A 17,346-nucleotide genomic window follows, 5' to 3' on the forward strand; every position below is an offset into this window, starting at 1 on the left:
ACCTGCGGCTCTTTGTGCATTTGGAATCCTGCTTCTCATAACTGCGGAATGACAGCCTATTTACGGGCCTTCATCTGGGCAGTCAGGGATTGGACGCCATTCATAATCTTATCCCGTGTATTCTTATTCTTCAGCAAGTAGGCGGCTCCCAAGGCTACCGTTGTAAACAGAGTCTTCTTGGTGTTCATGGTTATTCCTCCTTGGCACTAGTCTGGTTGTTAAAAGCTTATAACTAACATACCCGCATGCCAAGGTTTCTAAACGAAAGAATACCAATCTGTATCAGGTAGAACTGCATCCTAGCGCTTGCTGCCCAGTGTAGCACTGCCACAGGACAGAGGGGAATCCATCGCTGCTGCAGGACAGGTCTTGCCCTTGTCACAGCCCGCACAGGCCCCCTGCTTGCCCTTCTGCACATGGCGGTAGATCATCCAGCCGGAATATCCGAATATTAACGTCACGATCACAATATTAACGATCATTGCTGTCATCGCTTCCTCTCAAAATAACTTGGACTTGCTACGGGGCTACGACCATCCAAGCAAACGTCCTCCTTGATAGATCACCAGTGACACCGCATAAGCTAATACCAGAGAGTAACCCATGGAGAAGAATGTCCATTTCCAGGATGCAGTCTCCTTCTTGATAACGCCGACAGTGGCCAGGCAAGGAATGTAGAGCAGGATAAAGGCCATGAAGCTGATCGAGCTAAGCGGTGTAAAGACTGAAGCAATTTGCCCTTCCAGTCCTGCTGCATCCGGGGCATGGTAGATGATGTTCATGGTGGAGACCACAACCTCTTTCGCGAGGAAGCCGGGCACCAGGGTAGAGCCGGCCTGCCATGTTCCGAAGCCGAGCGGATGCAGCAGCGGGGCGATGAAGCCGCCGAATTTGGCCAGGAAGGAGTGATCCATGTCCACATTGAGACCGCCAGGACCGGCATAGGACATCAGCCAGATCAGAACCGAGCCGGCCAGGATGATGGTCCCTGCTTTGCGCAGGAAGCCTTTGCCCTTTTCCCAGGTGCTGCGGCTCAGTGTCTTGAACTGCGGCATCCGGTAAGGAGGCAGTTCAATAATGAAGATAGACGTCTCATTTTTGAACAGGTACTTGGAGAAGAACTTACACAGAATCAGTGCAAATACAACACCCAATACATACATAGAGAGTACAGCTGTGGCTTGCTGGGCAGGGAAGAAGACCGCTGCGAACAGCAGATATACCGGAAGCCGGGCAGAACAGGACATCAGCGGCATTAGCAGTGTTGTCAGCAGCCGGTCCTTGGGCTGTTCAATGCTCCGGGCTGCCATAATCGCCGGTACGTTGCAGCCGAAGCCGATAATGAACGGAATGAAGGCCTTGCCGTTCAGTCCCATCCGTTCCATCGTGCTGTCCATCAGCAGGCAGACACGGGCCATATACCCGGAATCCTCCAGGAAGGAGATCATCAGGAACAGGATGAAGATCTGTGGAACAAATACGAGCACGCCGCCTACACCGCCGATGAGGCCATCAACGATTAGCGCGTGCGTGAATTCAGAAGCCCCGATGGCCCCCAGCAGCGAATTTGTCGAATCGCTGAACTGACCGCCGATAAAGCCATCCAAGAGATCGGACAACGGCCCGCCAATCCAGTCAAAGGTAGTTTTGAACATGGCATACATAAAGACGATGAACAGGGGAAGTCCCAGAAAACGGTGGGTAAGGATGGAATCCAGACGTTCGGTCAGATTATGCGGTTTTTGCAGGGTAGAGTCTATAGCGTCAGCGCATACCATCCGGATGTAGTCCATGCGGACAGAACGAATCCACTGTGGAAGCGTCAGGGCGAGCTTATCCTGCTGCAGCCGGGTCTGACAGGCTTCTGCGATCAACAGTAATCCGGAAATATCCATCCGCTTCTTGAGCAGCTCAAGGATTACCGGGTTCTGCTCCATCAGCTGCAGAGCAACCCAGCGGAGATTAGGTAGACCAGAGGTCTTCTGCAATTGCGCAACAATGGAGGTTATGGCTTCCTCAGCGATGTCGCCATAATTCAACTGGAAGGTAACAGGCGGGATATGGGAGGGCTGCTCCAGCACGCTAAGCACCTGACTGGTTCCCTTGCCTGTCCGTGCAATCAGCGGCAGCACGGGAACACCAAGCCGTTCCTTAAGGATGTCGGGATCCACCTGAATGCCGCGTGCCTTGGCGACATCGGTCATATTCAGTCCGAGGATCGTCGGCTTGCCATACTCCAGCAGTTGCAGGGTAAGCAGCAGGTTTCGTTCCAATTGCGAGGCATCGACAATATTGATAAGTGCTTCAGGGGTTTCTTCGATCAGATATTGTGCGGCTACGCCCTCATCGCGGGAGAGGGGGTGAAGAGAGTAGATTCCGGGCAAATCGATCAGCTTGCCGGCTCCATTCTTCAGACTGCCGATTTTTTTCTCAACCGTAACGCCTGCCCAGTTGCCTACGTATTCGTAGGAAGAAGTCAGGGTATTAAACAGCGAGGTTTTCCCTGTGTTGGGGTTCCCCACAAGTGCGATAGAGCTCATGACACCTTCACCTCTATCATAGATGCTTCCTTACGCCGGATAGCAAATAACTGACCGTTGCATTCAAGCGTAATCGGACCCATGAAAGGCCCTTTGCCCTTGAGACGGATCATTACACCCTCAGATACTCCCAGATCGGCCAGACGGCGGCGCAAGATAGGATTCATGCCTTCAATTCTTTGAATGGAGCCGGTAGTGCCTGGTTGCAGACGCAGCAAGGAGCAGGATGTTAGAGCCATTGTTATCCCTCCGAAAGAGACTGATAATCAATCTCAATGATTTCTTGTAATGTAGCATTTTACTCCCATTTTTTCTGTGATTAATGTCATTGTTTCTGTTTGCGAAAATCGATATGAAGATTGCTGAAATTTTCTTTACAATATCTTCTTCATTAAAGTATGATTGAACGATAATATAAGCATAGTACTTAATAGATACCCCGAAGGGAGAACAGATTGTGAAGACTAATCATAGTAAAATTGTCGATTGCACCATCCGTGATGGGGGATTGGTGAATAACTGGGATTTCAGTATTGAATTTATTCAGAAATTATATGCCGGACTGAATGAAGCCGGTGTTGATTATATGGAAATCGGATATAAAAACTCGCCGAAGCTGCTCAAAGGGGCAGAGGGTGCAGGTCCTTGGCGCTTTTTGAATGATGACTTCCTGCGCAAGGTAATTCCGCAAAAGGGGCATACGAAGCTGTCGGCTCTGGTCGATATCGGGCGTGTGGACGAGAATGATATTCTGCCCCGCAGTGAGAGCATGCTCGATCTGATCCGTGTGGCTTGTTACAGCAAGGATGTGGACAAGGCCCTTCAACTGGTGCAGACGTTCCATGACCTGGGCTATGAGACGACCATTAATATTATGGCCCTGTCCAACGTGATGGAGAATGAGCTGCTGGAAGCCTTCGAGCAGATTCGTGAGAGTGTAGTTGATGTAGTCTATATCGTGGATTCTTACGGCAGCCTGGATCATAATGACTTTCATTACCTGGTAGAGAAGTTCAAGACACATCTGCCGGAGAAGCGGCTCGGTGTGCATACCCACAACAATCTTCAGCTGGCCTTCTCCAATACGCTGATTGCAGCCGAGAAGGGGGTAGAGCTTCTGGATGCTTCCTGCTATGGAATGGGCCGCGCTGCAGGCAACTGTCCTACAGAGCTGCTGGTTACCCATCTGAAGAACACGAATTATACGCTCCGTCCTGTGCTGGATATCGTTGAGAACCTGATGATCCCTCTGCGGGAGAAGGAAGAGTGGGGCTACATCATTCCGTATATGATTACAGGAACGCTGGATGAGCATCCCCGCTCGGCAATGGCGCTGCGATCTTCGGCCGATAAAGATAAGGCGGTTGACTTCTATGACACACTAACAACACCTGAAGTCAATTTCGGGGACAAATAACCGTCTGGAAGGAGAAAGCACTGGCCTCTATTTGTAGGCAGGTGCTTTTTTTCTGCCGGAACTGCTTCCTTGCAATATTCTAGATGATCAATGTAACTTTACAGAGCCGTCTGGCCGATATTTATACATAGGACATCATACACATCCATCTGACTTTATAGATATTATTTTTAGACGCGAGGGACTTATGAGACAAGAAGAGAGAAAGACGATTCATGCGGCTATTCTGGGGGCTGCGCTATTCCTTCTGATCCAGATTTTTCGTACACCGCTGGGACAAATAGAGGACAAGGATTTGCTGATGGCGTTTTACCTTATTTTGGGCTGCTGTACTATCGCATTCGGTTTTGCGATTTTCGCCCAGGGCTGGCTGCTGTTCGCCAATAGTTTATCCAAGGCCAGGCTGTACACCTCTGCATTGTTCCTGGGGGTGAGTATTTTTGACTTCCTGCATGTACTCGGGTTTGTAGGTATTCCCGGAATCACCCCTTATATCAGCCAGGGGCAGTCCTTATGGCTCCTGACGTTCTCCCGCTTGGCCAGTGCACTGGGAATTATGCTTATTTTTAGCAGAGAAGACCAGCTGGTTGGAACCGGCAGCAAGGGGAAGGTATTCAGGAATGCATTTGTGGTGATTCTGCTGTCTTTGGCGGTACTTGGTCTCGGCAACCTGATTGTCCCCGGGCTGGCGGACGAACCATGGGCAGAAACGGCAAGAGATCTGATGAATATGGCGATACTGTTCGTCTATTTGCTTGGCGCTGCGATTATCATCTATCCTGGCAAAAGCGAGAAGTCGGCTTCTCTGCTGATTATTATCCGTTCCCTTGTATTCTTCTCACTGGCTCAGGTCTTCTTCATGAATCTGTTCAGTGTCGGAGAATTGGATTATCTCTTCGGGATGCTCAGCAGCGCAGCGGCGTATTATCTTCTGCTGACCGGAGTCTACAGATTGACGATTGAGGAGCCGTTCCAGGAGAACCAGCAGGCGGAAGCGCGGATTAATTATCTGGCGTACCACGATGAGCTGACAGGTCTTCCGAACAGACGCCGCCTGATGCAGCGCATGGAAGAGGTGGTGCTCCAGAGTGAGCAGGACAAAAGCCGCGGCTTCTCCGGGCTGGTCATTATGAACATCAACCATTTCAAGAATATCAATGACTCCCTTGGTCATTATGCAGGAGATCTGCTGCTGCAGCTGGTCGCCCGGCGGATCGGGGACGAGGTTAGAGTCAATGAAGAGCTCTTTAGTATGGGGGCGGACGAGTTTGCTTTTCTGATGACGGAGCGGACGGGGCTGGAGAACTGTCTGGTCCGCGCGGGTGAGCTGCTGCGCCTGTTCGAGACACCGGTAGGCCTGGAGTCGGGTGAATACCATATCTCGCTTAGTCTGGGGGTAAGCATCTATCCCGGGGACGGAGATACGGCTGAGCAGTTGATACAAAATGCGGACACAGCGGTGCACAATGCCAAGGAGCAGGGGGTGGAGATCCGCCGCTATATTCCGGCTATGCAGATGAAGGCGAAGGAACGCCTCAAGCTGGAGAACGATCTGCGCCGGGCGCTGGAGCGGGGGGAGTTCTATCTGGTCTATCAGCCCCAGGTACTGCTTGAGACAGAAGAGATTGTCGGTATGGAGGCGCTGCTGCGCTGGAACCATCCCAAACGCGGCTTGGTCTCTCCAGTAGATTTCATTCCTATCGCTGAAGAGAGCGGGCTAATTGTTCCCATTGGGGAATGGGTGCTTAAGACGGCCTGTATGCAGAATAAAATGTGGCAGGATGCTGGCTATCATCCGATTTGCGTGTCCATTAACCTCTCGATGCGCCAGTTCTTGCAGCCCAATCTGGCGGGCAAAATTGATGCTATCCTGAAGGATATCGGTCTAGATCCCTGCTACGTGGATTTGGAAATTACCGAGAGCATGACCCTGGACAAGGAGACCGCCTTCGACCAATTGAACCGTCTCAAAAGACTTGGCGTATGCATCAGCATCGATGATTTCGGCACAGGCTACAGCTCGCTGCATTATCTGAAGAATATGCCGATTGACCGCTTGAAGATCGACCGTTCCTTCGTATCGGATGTCATGGAGGACAGCAACAATGCCGCGATTGTCTCTACGATTACCTCGATGGCCCACCATTTGAAGCTCAAGGTTACCGCCGAAGGCGTGGAGAACAAGGAGCAGCTGCACTTTCTGCGCCAGCAGCATTGCCATGAGGCCCAGGGGTATCTGTTCAGCAAGCCGGTGAAGGCGGCTGAATTCGAGCAGTCCTTCCTCAGGCCTCTGCTGGAAATGCCGTCGTAATCTCCGGTATGTGAATTTAATAGGGTTGCAATTTATTCGTAGTGATGCTACAATGTTTCTTGTACTCAATTTGAGTTGCGGGTGTAGTTCAATGGTAGAACTTCAGCCTTCCAAGCTGATAGCGTGGGTTCGATTCCCATCACCCGCTCCATAATTAACTTCCGAAATCCTTGTCCGCAAGGGTTTTTTTGTTGTGTATCGCACGTGCAAAAATAAACAAAAAGAAGCCAGGCCCCCTGATCCTCCGGGGGCCTGGCTTTATGAAATGACAGGTAAGACTGTCTTGGACGTTAGACGGTCTTCAGGAACTCTACAAGGGTCAGCAGGCCTTTGTCGAAGTTCTCCAGGTTGAAGTGCTCGTCCGGTGCATGCAGGTTCTCGTCATCGAGTCCGAAGCCCATCAGGACGACCGGCGCCTTCAGGATGCGGGCGAAGCTCTCCATGATGGGGATGGAGCCGCCATCTTTGGTGAAGAGGGCGCGGGTGCCGTAGACCTTACCGTAAGCATCGGCAGCGGTCTGGAGGATCGGGTGCGACGGATCGATGTTGAAGGCGCGTGCCTTCTCCATCTGCTTCACCTGAACCTTGGCGCCCTTTTGGATATTCGCCTTCAGGTGGGCTTCAACGGCATCCAGGATGTGCTGCGGGTCTTGGTCGCCAACCAGGCGGCAGGTAATTTTGGCATGGGCTTCCTTCGGGATTACCGTCTTGCTGCCTTCGCCTTGGAAGCCGCCGTATACACCGTTCAGCTCCAGTGTTGGACGCGCGCCGACCCGTTCCACGAAGGTGTAGCCTTCTTCGCCGTACAATTGCTCCAGGCCGAGGGCGGCCCGGATCTTGTCTTCGTCGACACCTTGCTTGGCGAATTCTTCGCGCAGCAGCGGGGACAGGGCAGGCACGCCTTCGTAGAAGCCTTCTACAGATACGCGGCCCTTGTCATCATGAAGGGTGCTGAGCAGCGAGACCAGCGCATGCAGCGCATTGGGAACGCCGCCGCCGTAGGAGCCGGAGTGCAGGTCAGTCAAGGCAGTGTTCACTGTAACCTCCATCGAGCAGAGACCACGGAGCCCGGTGCAGATGGCAGGGCGTCCGCGCTCCAGCAGGGAGGTATCCGAGACAAGAACAGCATCTGCCGCAAGCTTGTCCTGGTTAGCTTCCAGGAATGGCGGCAGGTTGACGCTGCCAATCTCTTCTTCCCCTTCGATGCAGAGCTTAATGTTGACCGGCAGAGTGCCCTCTTGCTTGAGAATAGCCTCGATGGCTTTGATATGCATGAATACCTGGCCTTTGTCGTCTGTAGCGCCGCGGGCATAGAGCTTGCCGTCACGGATCTCCGGTTCAAACGGAGGCGTAGTCCACAGGTTCAGCGGATCAACCGGCTGTACATCATAATGGCCGTAGACCAGAATGGTCGGCTTGCCGGGGGCATGAAGGTAATCTGCATAGATCACCGGATGACCGGCGGTAGGGTGCAGCTCGATATTCTCAAGACCCGCACGCTTCAGGGTCTCTACCAGCCAGCCGGCTGCGGTATTAATATCTTCTTTGTGGCTGGACAGGGCTGAAATGCTGGGGATCGCCAGCCATTGCTTGAGTTCGCCAAGCTGGGCTTCACGCTCAGCCTGAAAGTAAGTTTCGTATGACATTGTAGGTATGTACCTCCTTGGAATTCGCTGCTTAATACCACAGCTACCCGTATTATGCGGCAACATGCATAACGGAGGGTCTCTGCGGCTCAGGTCGGCAGTGTAATGCATTCATTATACTGGAGATATCCCGAGGGATCAAAAAAGGATTGTCCATCGCTAGAGCAGAGGGTGACTGGAACTGCGTAGCTCAGGAGACAGTTCCTTGCAGGCTGTTGATTACTGGCAGTAACCGTGATAGACTTACTTAGTTTAAGCAAAGGAACCGCCGGGCACGGCGGAAGCGACAGGAGCGAAATTGTAGTGTCAACGAACATACCTGCAAGTGTTGAACCGATATATATTTATACGTATGCCCATTCACCGGATGAGACCTCATTATGCGGAATGGAGCTGCGCTGCCTGTTCGGCCGGAAGATCCCTCCGGCTATATTCGCAAGCGGGGTAGAGGTGGATGTCAGCCGCAGTCCTTTTATCAAAGAACGGATAGATGTGATGTACGAAGGGGACACGCTCCCGGAGATCTACAAACAGACAGAGCAGGTAGAACTGGGGGGGCGGAGCTTCAAGGTTATTTTTGTGAAGACTAATGATCTGGCTCCTGAGCATAAAATCGAATACGGTGAGCGCAGAGTGATTGAGCGGGAAATCGGCCTGCGGATTGAGGGAGAGGCGGATGTGAACCATCCGGAGCTGGTGTACGGGATTGTTACGCTCGGCGGACGCTGGTACTTCGGCCCTTATCATAAGAACAATGCAACCTGGTTCCGGCAGATGCACAAGCCCCGTAGCTACTCGATAGCGCTTAGCACACGGGTAGCCCGGGCAGCAGTCAATATGGCGGTTCCGCGCATACCCGGTGTGAAGCTGATCGATCCCTGCTGCGGAATTGGCACAGTAATGGTGGAAGCTCTGTCGATGGGAATCGATGTCGTTGGCCGTGATATTAACCCGCTCATAGCGGCAGGTGCGCGGACGAACATCGCTCATTTCGGCTTCGAGAGTGTCGTTACGCTCGGAGATATCGCAGACATCCAGGAGCATTACGATGCAGCGATCGTGGACATGCCTTATAATCTGTATTCACGGATTACTCCTGAAGAGCAGTTTGCGATTCTAAGCCATACGCGGCGGATTGCGGACAGAGTGGTCATTGTGGCGATTGAAGCAGTGGATGAGATGATTGCTGCGGCCGGTTTTACGATTGTAGATCGTTGTGTGGCGCGAAAAGGTGCGTTCTCCCGTCATTTGATGCTGTGCGAGTAGAGCGCATGGAAGAAGTATCGTAATTAAATCCGAGTGAAGGCGGTGTGCTTGTGGAACCGAAATGGTTAACCTGGGCCAAAGAAATTCAAGGGATTGCCCAGACAGGGCTGGCTTATGCCAAGGATGTATATGATATTGAACGTTATCAGGCACTGCGCGAGCTGAGCGTGGACATTCTGGCGAATTATACGTATGAGAGCAAGGAGCGTATCCGGCTCTCCTTCGCGGGCGAAGACGGGTATAGTACGCCTAAGGTGGATATCCGGGGAGTTATTTTTCAGGATGATAAAATTCTGCTCGTACACGAGAAGCTCGACGGAAAATGGGCACTGCCCGGAGGTTGGGCGGATATCGGCCTGTCACCAAGCGAGGTAGCTGTCAAGGAAATTGCCGAGGAATCCGGCTACCAGGCGGAAGCGGTCCGTCTGCTTGCCGTGCTGGATAAGAAGTTCCATCATCATCCGCCGGAGCCGTACCATACCTATAAAATGTTCATCCTGTGCAGAATTACCGGCGGGGAAGCGGCGGGTGGTGTGGAGACGAGCGGTGCGGGATTTTTTGCTGAGGATGAATTACCCGAATTGTCTGAAGAACGCAATACGGCTGAGCAGCTGCACACAATATTCCAATATTTACATAATCCCGAAAAAGAAGTAATATTGGACTAAAGCACTGCATATAATAGATAACCAAGAGTGTATATAAGTTTTATGAATACATTTTTTGGTTAATATTGTTTATGTAAGCCTTTACAATGATAATCCGCTGAGCCTTTATATCTAAAAAAATTATCGAAAACATCTCTTTTTGGGCCTGGCGGTCTACATTTTTTCCTCTGCTTTGACGATAAGAATTTTAGGAGGGGATCGCATGGAACAAGAAGAGCTAAGACTTCCGCTTGCGCAGGAGGGGATGTCCCGGCCTACAGAGGGCAATATCGCCACGGGCCTGGTATGGGGTGTCCTGATCAGTATTCCCTTATGGATCTCGTTGATCGGCTGGATGATGGGCATCTGGAAATTCTAAGACCCGTCCGCAGCAATAGCTAAGTCTCACTACTACTAACTGCACATATACAATGAAGGCTGCCTCTTCGAAGTGAAGAAGCAGCCTTTTTAAATATATAATTAATATTACAATTCGTTGTTAATATGCACCAGCTGGAAGTTCTCACAGACCACCCGCATATCCGGGTCAAAAGGCTTGCCCTCACGCTCCAGCTCCCTGGTGAAGAACACCTCATGCTCGTAGCGCCAGGATTCAAGGCTGCGGTCATCCTCCCCTTCGGAGTAGGCGAATTCAGCGGTTACCTCTGCGAATGGAACGACCTCTACCTTCGTTGTTTCGATGATCGCGCGCGGCTGCCCTGTGCTGTCCAGCAAGACGGATAACCCGCCTGTAAAAGGCATGCTCAGCCCCTGAGCCTTAATTAGCTCATAATTCTGCGCGGTTCCTGTCTTGATTCCTTTCAGCACCAGATCCAGCAGCTCATCTGCCAGCCGGGGATTGTCGCCGAACGCCCAGGCGCTGTCGAATTTGTCTGCCGCTTCCGGGTGCTTCACCAGATAACTCTCCCAATATTTTGCAATTTCCGGGGTTAATGTCATTACGGTCACCTCTATCTTAGATTTGTAAGTGTATATTCATTGATCGTGAAGCAAAGCCGATTCCAGTTGGGCGAGGACGGGAGAGTAGTGCAGATCAGTCCGCTTCGCTTAACCAACTGCTGTACAGGCCATCGAGCTTCTGCTGCGCAGCATCTCTCATTTCTTGCAGCCCGGCCAGCTTCTCTGCATTGCTCGACAGCTGAGGGTCCAGCATTTCGGCATCGATAAGAGCAAGCTGTGCTTCCGCTGCGGCAATGTCCTGCTCCCACGAAGCCGCCGGACGCTTCTTGTGGTCCGGACTGGCAGGGCCGGATGGGGATGCTTCTGCCCGCCCGCTTACAGAGCGGGGCTTGCCGGTGCTGCCCCCGGAAGATTCCGGCTGCGTGGCCTCTTGCCGCTGGGCGGCTTCGGCCTGCTTTTCCTTATAGTATTCGTAGTTGCCCGGGAAGGAGGAGAAGCGTCCGCCGTCAATATGCCAGAGCTTGCCGAAGCAGCGGTTGATGAAATAACGGTCATGGGATACCGCCAGCACGGTGCCGGGGAACTCCTCCAGCGCCTCCTCCAGCGCCTCGCGGGAATCGATATCCAGATGGTTGGTCGGCTCATCCAGAATCAGCAGGTTCGGCCTCTTGTGCATCAGGATCGCGAAGCGCAGCCGGGTCCATTCTCCTCCTGAGAGGTTGGTGATGCTCTTGAAGACATCGCTGCCGTAGAAAAGGAAGCGGGCCAGCTGGCCGCGGGCTTCGCCTTCTTCAAGTCCGGCCTCCTCGCGGAAATAACGCAACACGGAGTGGCCGCCCTCCTCCGGTACAGCTTCCTGGGCCAGATAACCGACGACAGCCCGGGAAGCAAGCGTATAGCTCCCGCTATCTGGTGTCTCCTGGCCGAGGATGATCTTCAGCAGGGTGCTTTTGCCTGCTCCGTTGCCGCCGATCAGTGCCGTGGTCTCGCCGTATCTCAGAATATCGCTGGCGGCCGAGAACAGCCTGCGCTCCCCGTAAGACTTGCTGATGCGGTCCAGGATAACCACCTGGTTGCCGGTCCGGTCATCCTGCTGGAGCTGCAGATCCATCGACTTCCGCTCCAGGATCGGGCGTTTGACCTTGACCATCCGGTCCAGCGCCTTTTGCATGGACGCCGCACGGCGGTGGAAGGAAGGGTTCGGCGGATTGGAGCGGTTGCCCCATTCAATCAGCCTTTTGATACTCTCCTGCATCTGCTTGATCTTCTTCTGCTGCTCCTGGTAGTCAGCGAATTGCTGAAGGAGCCTGGCTTCCTTCTCCACCTGATAACCGCTGTAGTTCGTATGGAAGGTGAAAGCCTCCCCGTCTTCAAGCTCGATGACCTTCTTCACCACGGCATCCAGGAAGTAACGGTCATGGGAGATAGCGAGCACCGTGCCGTCATAGCTCTGGAGGAACTGCTCCAGCCACTCGATAGCCTCCATGTCCAGATGGTTGGTCGGCTCATCGAGCAGCAGGATGTCGGGACGGCGCAGCAGCAGCTCGGCCAACCCTACCTTGGTCTTCTCTCCGCCGGAGAGGGAAGAGAAGCTGCGGTCATATTGCTCCGTTCCAATCCCCAGTCCTGAGGCTACACGCTGGATCGAGGCTTCCAGCTCATAGCCGCCTGCGGCCTCGAACTTCTCCTGGAGGGTGCCGTATTCCTTAAGCAGCCGGTTCCAGGCTTGCTCGTTGTCGCCCGCGCCGGAGGATGACATCTCCTGCTCCTGCTCCAGCTCCCGCAGGCGGCGCTGCCAGCCAAGCTGCTCCGCGAAGCTGCGCTGAAGTACGGCGTAGACTGTGTCGCTCTCGTTCACCTCTTGAATCTGGGCAAGCAGGCCGATGACGCTGCCCCGGCGGATGGAGAGCTGCCCTTGGTCCGGGCGTTCTTCCCCGCTGAGCAAGTGGAAGAGGGTGGTTTTGCCGCAGCCGTTGCGGCCGATCAGGCCGATTTTTTCGCCTTGGCGGATATCGAAGGTGACATCGCTCAGGACGAGCTGGGCACCGTGGTATTTTTGGATATTTTGACATGAGATAATCATCGTTAGGCTCCTTTTATTAGAATGCTCTTTGCTCTGCCGCTTCAATTTATCCGAAATATCCGTTTAAAAGCACATAAAAAGGCCGCAGGGAAATTTCCCCACGGCCTGAGAATTCTTCGGGTTAAGACATCCGTTGAAGTGTAGGCGAGAAAGGCATTTCACAATGTTGTAGTGTTATTAAGTTCGTGTAAATGGACAGACTTCTCCCGTTGTCCGATTTTACATGAACGATGCCCGCCATAATATTAATCAGCCGGCTGCTAACACTGTTGGTCCGATTGTGATCCATTCTCCTACACCTCCTTTTTGATAAATTTAAAGCTAGTGTAACCAAAAATCCCGAAATAAGCAAGGGAGAAATGTTCTCTCCAGACATAAAAGTATGGTTCTGCAAGTAGTATGAAGTGTGGCGAAGGGGCGTTGCCCTTATACCGGCTGCGGGAAAAGAGGAGAGCTATGGCGATTTTTAACGGATTACTGGGTAATGCGACCCAGGTTGAGCTGGGAGAGGTGCAGCGGGAATACGGACGGATTCTGGCTCCGAATGAAAAGATTGAGCGCGCCTATAAGCTGGTCCGGGACATGTTTATTTTTACAGACAAGCGGCTGATTCTTGTAGACAAGCAGGGGATGACCGGCAAAAAAACCGAATACCACTCTGTTCCTTACAAAAGCATCACCCATTACTCTGTGGAGACGGCGGGGCATTTCGACCTGGATGCGGAGCTGTGCCTATATATCTCGGGCGCGGGGCTGCCGCTGAAGAAAACCTTCAACAAATCGGTCGATATCTATGAAGTGCAAGCTGTGCTGTCGCAATATATCCTGAAATAAGGGGTGTGCGTAGAGGGCGTACTAAGGCCATAGCCTGCGGCAGCTCCATATAACAGACGGATAGAACGAATGCCACGCCTAGGCCTCCTTCCTGAAATTTGTGCATGGCTCACAAAATAAGCGGCAGCAAATGTACGGTCCTGCGGAAACCGTTGACAGGGGCTCCGGGCCTGCTGTTAAATGACACTAACTTAAGCGGCAGGGAAGGGAGGCGGAACATGAGGAGAGGACCGGTGACCGGAACGAAAACGATGGTGGTCAGCCCGCATTATCTGGCCTCGGCGGCGGGCGCGCAAGTTTTGGCCAAAGGCGGCAACGCCTATGATGCGGCGGTTGCAGTCAGCGCGGCGCTGGCGGTGGTCTATCCGCATATGACCGGGCTCGGCGGCGACGCCTTTTGGCTGGGGTACAGCGCCAGTGAAGGGCGCGTGCGGGCTTACAACGGCAGCGGACGCTCGGGCTACGCCGTCCGCCGGGACTGCTATGCCGGGGAGGAAGCCATTCCCCGGCGGGGGGTGCGCAGCGCCATTACGGTGCCCGGAATGGCGGATAGCTGGGAGGCTGTCCAGCGGGAGTATGGACGGCTGACCCTGGCCGAGGTGCTGGAGCCGGCTATCGGCTACAGCGCCGGGGGCTTTCCGCTGTCGCCGGACCAGCATGGCGGCAGCGTATTGGCCGGAGCCGCGCTGTCGCCCGAAGCGGCGGCGGTGTATCTTCCCGGCGGCCGGATACCGGCGGCGGGCGAGCGGTTTGTGCAGCGGCAGCTGGCCGGGACGCTGCGGGCGCTTGCGGCGGGAGGCCGGGATGCTTTTTATAAAGGGAGTATTGCAGAAGAGATCAGTGATTATATGCAGGCTTCCGGCGGGTACCTGACCCGCGATGATTTCGCGGATCACCAGGGTAGCTGGGAAGAGCCTCTCCAGACGGTGTACCATGGGCATACCGTCTATCAGGTTCCGCCGAATTCGCAGGGCTTCACGGCGCTCATGGCGCTAAATATCCTGGAGCATTCTAATTTTGCGGAGATCAGGCACGGCTCCTATGAGTATTATCATCTGCTGGTGGAGGCGCTGAAGCTGAGCTTCCGTGACCGCGACCAGGTGCTCACCGACCCGTCCTTCAGCAGCATTCCGCTGGACCGTCTGCTGAGTAAGCCCTATGCGGCACAACTCGCGGCGGCGATTTCTCCCCGTAAGGCGCTTGCTCTCAGCAGCGAACCGGTTGGAAGGGATACGGCTTACGCAGCGGTGGTGGATGAAGAGGGAAATGCAGTCTCGTTCATCCAGAGTCTGTATTTCGAATTCGGGTCGGGGGTTGTGGCTGGGAATACGGGGATTCTGCTCCAGAACCGCGGGTCCTTCTTCTCGCTTGATCCTACCCATGTCAATACGCTGGAGCCCCACAAGCGCACCTTCCACACGCTGATGCCGGCGATGGCCTGCCGGGACGGGAAGCCGGCTTATCTCTATGGCACACAGGGTGGTGAAGGCCAGCCGCAGACGCAGACCATGCTGCTCACGCGCATGCTTCACTACAGGATGGACCCGCAGACTGCGGTGAGTGAACCCCGTTTCGTCTGGGGCAGAACCTGGGGGGAGCCGACTCAGGAGCTGCGGATCGAGAACCGGGTAGCGGAAGCTGTGCGGGCAGAGTTGGCGGAGGCGGGGCATCTCGTCCGTGAGGCAGAGAGCTATGACGGGGTGATGGGGCACGCCCATGCGATCTCCATTGACGGTAACGGCTACCGCAGCGGAGGGACAGATCCGCGCTCTGATGGAGCTGCTATCGGGTGGTAGAGGGAATGAATTCGTGGCAGGAGTAAGGAAATAAGGGGAACAGGAAGTTAGGAAGACAGGAATACACGAAGACTAATAGAGTAACAGATTTCAGCTTGTGAAAATTACTTTAACTAATCGCTTACTGAAGGTTTGCCGCGCCCCAGTAAGGGTGTAAAGGGGATGCTTAAAGAAGGCTTAATTGTAATCCGTACAACTAAATCCTCGAATGTGCCGCCGAATCTCCGTTTAGATGTATTTCGTACAATTAAAATACCTCTGTACTTGGATTTTCACCCATTCGGGCAGATTTAGTTGTACAGAGTGCAGTTAGAAGAGGAAAACCTTTCTTTTCACTGTATTTAGATGTACAGAATACAACTATCGCCTAATGCTCGGCTTAAACGCAGCTTCATCCCTTACTTGTTCTACTAGAAGAGGAGAAGGCAGGGTGATTAAGGAGATAAGGATAGAATAATCCGGTTTTGTACGGGAGGGAGAGGGTGGAACAGCATGGTTCTTGATAATCGGCACGGTGCATTCCGGGTCCCGGAGCTGGAGATTCCCGGCAGCGGACATGGGGCATTGCACGGCCTGACCTTCACGGTAAAAGATGTCTTCGCAGTGGCCGGGCACCGCTCTTCCGCCGGTAACCCGGACTGGCTGCGCAGCCACAAACCGGCGGACTCCCATGCAGCTGCTGTACGCAGGATGCTGGAAGCCGGAGCTACGCTGCGGGGGGCTGCCCATACGGATGAGCTGATGTACAGCCTTGGCGGAGAGAACTATCATTACGGCACACCGGTGAATCCGCACGGGGAGAACCGGATTCCCGGCGGCTCGTCCAGCGGGTCAGCGGTAGCTGTGGCCTCGGGGAGTGTGGATTTTGCCCTCGGGACGGATACAGGCGGCTCTGTCCGGGTTCCATCCGCTTATTGCGGTGTGTTCGGTTATCGTCCGACTCACGGCGCGGTATCTCTGGAGGGAGTTATTCCGCTGGCCCCTGCTTTTGACACGGTGGGTTGGATCGCGGGAAGCACGGAGCTGCTGCTGAAGACAGGACGCGTTCTGCTCGGGCCTGTGGACAGCGGCGGCGATGCCCGGGGCGGGGATGACAAGAAGAAAGCGGGCGATCTGCTCGGATTTGCGGATAGCAGCGGTCATGCCCAAGGCGGTGAGAATAGGAAGAAGTGGGGCCAGCTACTCGGGTCTGTGGGCAGAGGCGACATTGCCCAGGGCATGCAGAATAGTATGGAGCAGAGCGGCGGTGAGATGGTTGATAAGTCTGCCGGTGACCTTCGAATATCCCGGATGTTCTTCCCGCCTGAAGGCTGGGCGCTTGTGGAGCTGGACTGTGCAGACTACCTGAGGCGGGGGCTGGACAAGCTTCAGGCAGGCGCTTCGTTACAGGCTGCTGAAGCCGTGGTGGCCCCTGAAGGCTTGAAGACCTGGATGGACGTCTTCCGCGAGCTGCAGGGTGCCGAGATCTGGGCAACCCATGGGGAGTGGATCGGGCGGGAGCAGCCGGTCTTCGGGCCGGATATTGCCGCCCGGTTCGCTTGGGCGGCGGGGCTAGCCGGGGCGGATCACAGCCCGGCCGCTATGCTGCGCAGCCGGATCACTCAGCGGCTGCGGGCGCTGCTCGGGAAGGACGGCTGTCTCGTCCTTCCGACCGTGCCGGGTCCGGCCCCGCTGCGCGTCGCCGGACCCGGGCAGCTGGAGCGGAGCCGCAGCAGCGCCATGATGCTCAGCTGCCTGGCCGGACTGGCCGGGCTGCCGCAGGTTACGCTGCCGGTGCCCGGCCCCGGCGGACTGCCGCTGGGACTGTCCGTCATCGGCGGGCACGGACAAGATCTCCGGCTCCTGTCCTGGATACAGGAGGTATGGAAGTAGGAAGTCATAGCCC

Annotated in this window: 15 protein-coding genes and 1 tRNA gene; 9 read left to right on the forward strand and 7 right to left on the reverse strand. The window is 54.3% G+C overall.

Annotated features, from left to right (window positions below; all coding sequences use genetic code 11):
* Positions 1–56 precede the first annotated feature (56 nt).
* The 4 genes from MKZ07_RS31075 to MKZ07_RS31090 all read right to left on the reverse strand — a co-directional run bounded on the left by MKZ07_RS31075 (position 57) and on the right by MKZ07_RS31090 (position 2,779).
* Positions 57–188, reverse strand: coding sequence for a hypothetical protein (locus tag MKZ07_RS31075; protein ID WP_256707444.1), 132 nt, complete (start codon positions 186–188; stop codon positions 57–59).
* 111 nt (positions 189–299) lie between these two features.
* The gene (locus MKZ07_RS31080; protein WP_235218462.1) at positions 300–491 is read right to left on the reverse strand and encodes a FeoB-associated Cys-rich membrane protein; all 192 of its coding nucleotides are present in this window, start codon (positions 489–491) and stop codon (positions 300–302) included.
* A 36-nt stretch (positions 492–527) separates the two neighbouring features.
* Complete coding sequence (gene feoB / locus MKZ07_RS31085; protein WP_341029373.1) at positions 528–2,540, reverse strand: ferrous iron transport protein B; 2,013 nt, start codon at positions 2,538–2,540, stop codon at positions 528–530.
* Positions 2,537–2,779 carry a FeoA family protein gene (locus MKZ07_RS31090; RefSeq protein ID WP_036696155.1) on the reverse strand — a complete coding sequence of 81 codons (243 nt, stop codon included), beginning with the start codon at positions 2,777–2,779 and terminating at the stop codon, positions 2,537–2,539. Before MKZ07_RS31090 ends, feoB begins: the two co-directional genes overlap by 4 nt.
* A 218-nt stretch (positions 2,780–2,997) precedes the next feature.
* Here MKZ07_RS31090 and MKZ07_RS31095 point away from each other — a divergent pair, with 218 nt between their 5' ends.
* The 3 genes from MKZ07_RS31095 to MKZ07_RS31105 all read left to right on the forward strand — a co-directional run bounded on the left by MKZ07_RS31095 (position 2,998) and on the right by MKZ07_RS31105 (position 6,419).
* Entirely contained in the window at positions 2,998–3,957 is a 960-nt protein-coding gene (locus MKZ07_RS31095) for an aldolase catalytic domain-containing protein (RefSeq protein ID WP_341029374.1), read from the forward strand.
* 187 nt (positions 3,958–4,144) lie between these two features.
* Positions 4,145–6,268 (forward strand): putative bifunctional diguanylate cyclase/phosphodiesterase, encoded by a 2,124-nt coding sequence (locus MKZ07_RS31100; protein ID WP_036696161.1) that lies wholly within the window; start codon positions 4,145–4,147, stop codon positions 6,266–6,268.
* A gap of 77 nt (positions 6,269–6,345) precedes the next feature.
* Positions 6,346–6,419, forward strand: a tRNA-Gly gene (locus MKZ07_RS31105).
* A 139-nt stretch (positions 6,420–6,558) separates the two neighbouring features.
* Here the strand turns inward: MKZ07_RS31105 and MKZ07_RS31110 are convergent.
* On the reverse strand, positions 6,559–7,914 hold the full coding sequence (locus MKZ07_RS31110; RefSeq protein WP_036696163.1) for a dipeptidase: 1,356 nt from the start codon (positions 7,912–7,914) through the stop codon (positions 6,559–6,561).
* 303 nt (positions 7,915–8,217) lie between these two features.
* Between MKZ07_RS31110 and MKZ07_RS31115 the strand changes: the two genes are divergently transcribed.
* The 3 genes from MKZ07_RS31115 (at position 8,218) to MKZ07_RS31125 (ending at position 10,206) form a co-directional block, all read left to right on the forward strand.
* Positions 8,218–9,180, forward strand: coding sequence for a TRM11 family SAM-dependent methyltransferase (locus tag MKZ07_RS31115; protein WP_445670313.1), 963 nt, complete (start codon positions 8,218–8,220; stop codon positions 9,178–9,180).
* 50 nt (positions 9,181–9,230) lie between these two features.
* The gene (locus MKZ07_RS31120) at positions 9,231–9,848 is read left to right on the forward strand and encodes an NUDIX hydrolase (protein WP_341029375.1); all 618 of its coding nucleotides are present in this window, start codon (positions 9,231–9,233) and stop codon (positions 9,846–9,848) included.
* A gap of 202 nt (positions 9,849–10,050) precedes the next feature.
* Entirely contained in the window at positions 10,051–10,206 is a 156-nt protein-coding gene (locus MKZ07_RS31125) for a hypothetical protein (protein ID WP_341029376.1), read from the forward strand.
* A gap of 107 nt (positions 10,207–10,313) precedes the next feature.
* On the opposite strand, the gene MKZ07_RS31130 is transcribed toward MKZ07_RS31125, so the two are convergent.
* Together MKZ07_RS31130 and abc-f are read right to left on the reverse strand one after the other, a co-directional pair.
* Entirely contained in the window at positions 10,314–10,787 is a 474-nt protein-coding gene (locus MKZ07_RS31130; RefSeq protein ID WP_341029377.1) for an ASCH domain-containing protein, read from the reverse strand.
* Positions 10,788–10,881: 94 nt separating this feature from the next.
* The gene (abc-f, locus tag MKZ07_RS31135) at positions 10,882–12,831 is read right to left on the reverse strand and encodes a ribosomal protection-like ABC-F family protein (protein WP_341029378.1); all 1,950 of its coding nucleotides are present in this window, start codon (positions 12,829–12,831) and stop codon (positions 10,882–10,884) included.
* A gap of 456 nt (positions 12,832–13,287) precedes the next feature.
* Here abc-f and MKZ07_RS31140 point away from each other — a divergent pair, with 456 nt between their 5' ends.
* From MKZ07_RS31140 to MKZ07_RS31150, 3 genes are all read left to right on the forward strand, one after another.
* Positions 13,288–13,665, forward strand: a complete 378-nt coding sequence (locus MKZ07_RS31140) for a PH domain-containing protein (protein WP_036696174.1) — start codon at positions 13,288–13,290, stop codon at positions 13,663–13,665.
* 218 nt (positions 13,666–13,883) lie between these two features.
* Complete coding sequence (gene ggt, locus MKZ07_RS31145; RefSeq protein ID WP_341029379.1) at positions 13,884–15,461, forward strand: gamma-glutamyltransferase; 1,578 nt, start codon at positions 13,884–13,886, stop codon at positions 15,459–15,461.
* A 492-nt stretch (positions 15,462–15,953) separates the two neighbouring features.
* Positions 15,954–17,333: an amidase family protein gene (locus MKZ07_RS31150; protein WP_341029382.1), complete on the forward strand. Its 1,380-nt coding sequence runs from the start codon at positions 15,954–15,956 to the stop codon at positions 17,331–17,333.
* The last annotated feature ends 13 nt before the right edge of the window (positions 17,334–17,346 follow it).

The organism is Paenibacillus sp. FSL P4-0338, from assembly GCF_038002365.1.
Taxonomy (GTDB): domain Bacteria; phylum Bacillota; class Bacilli; order Paenibacillales; family Paenibacillaceae; genus Paenibacillus_AQ.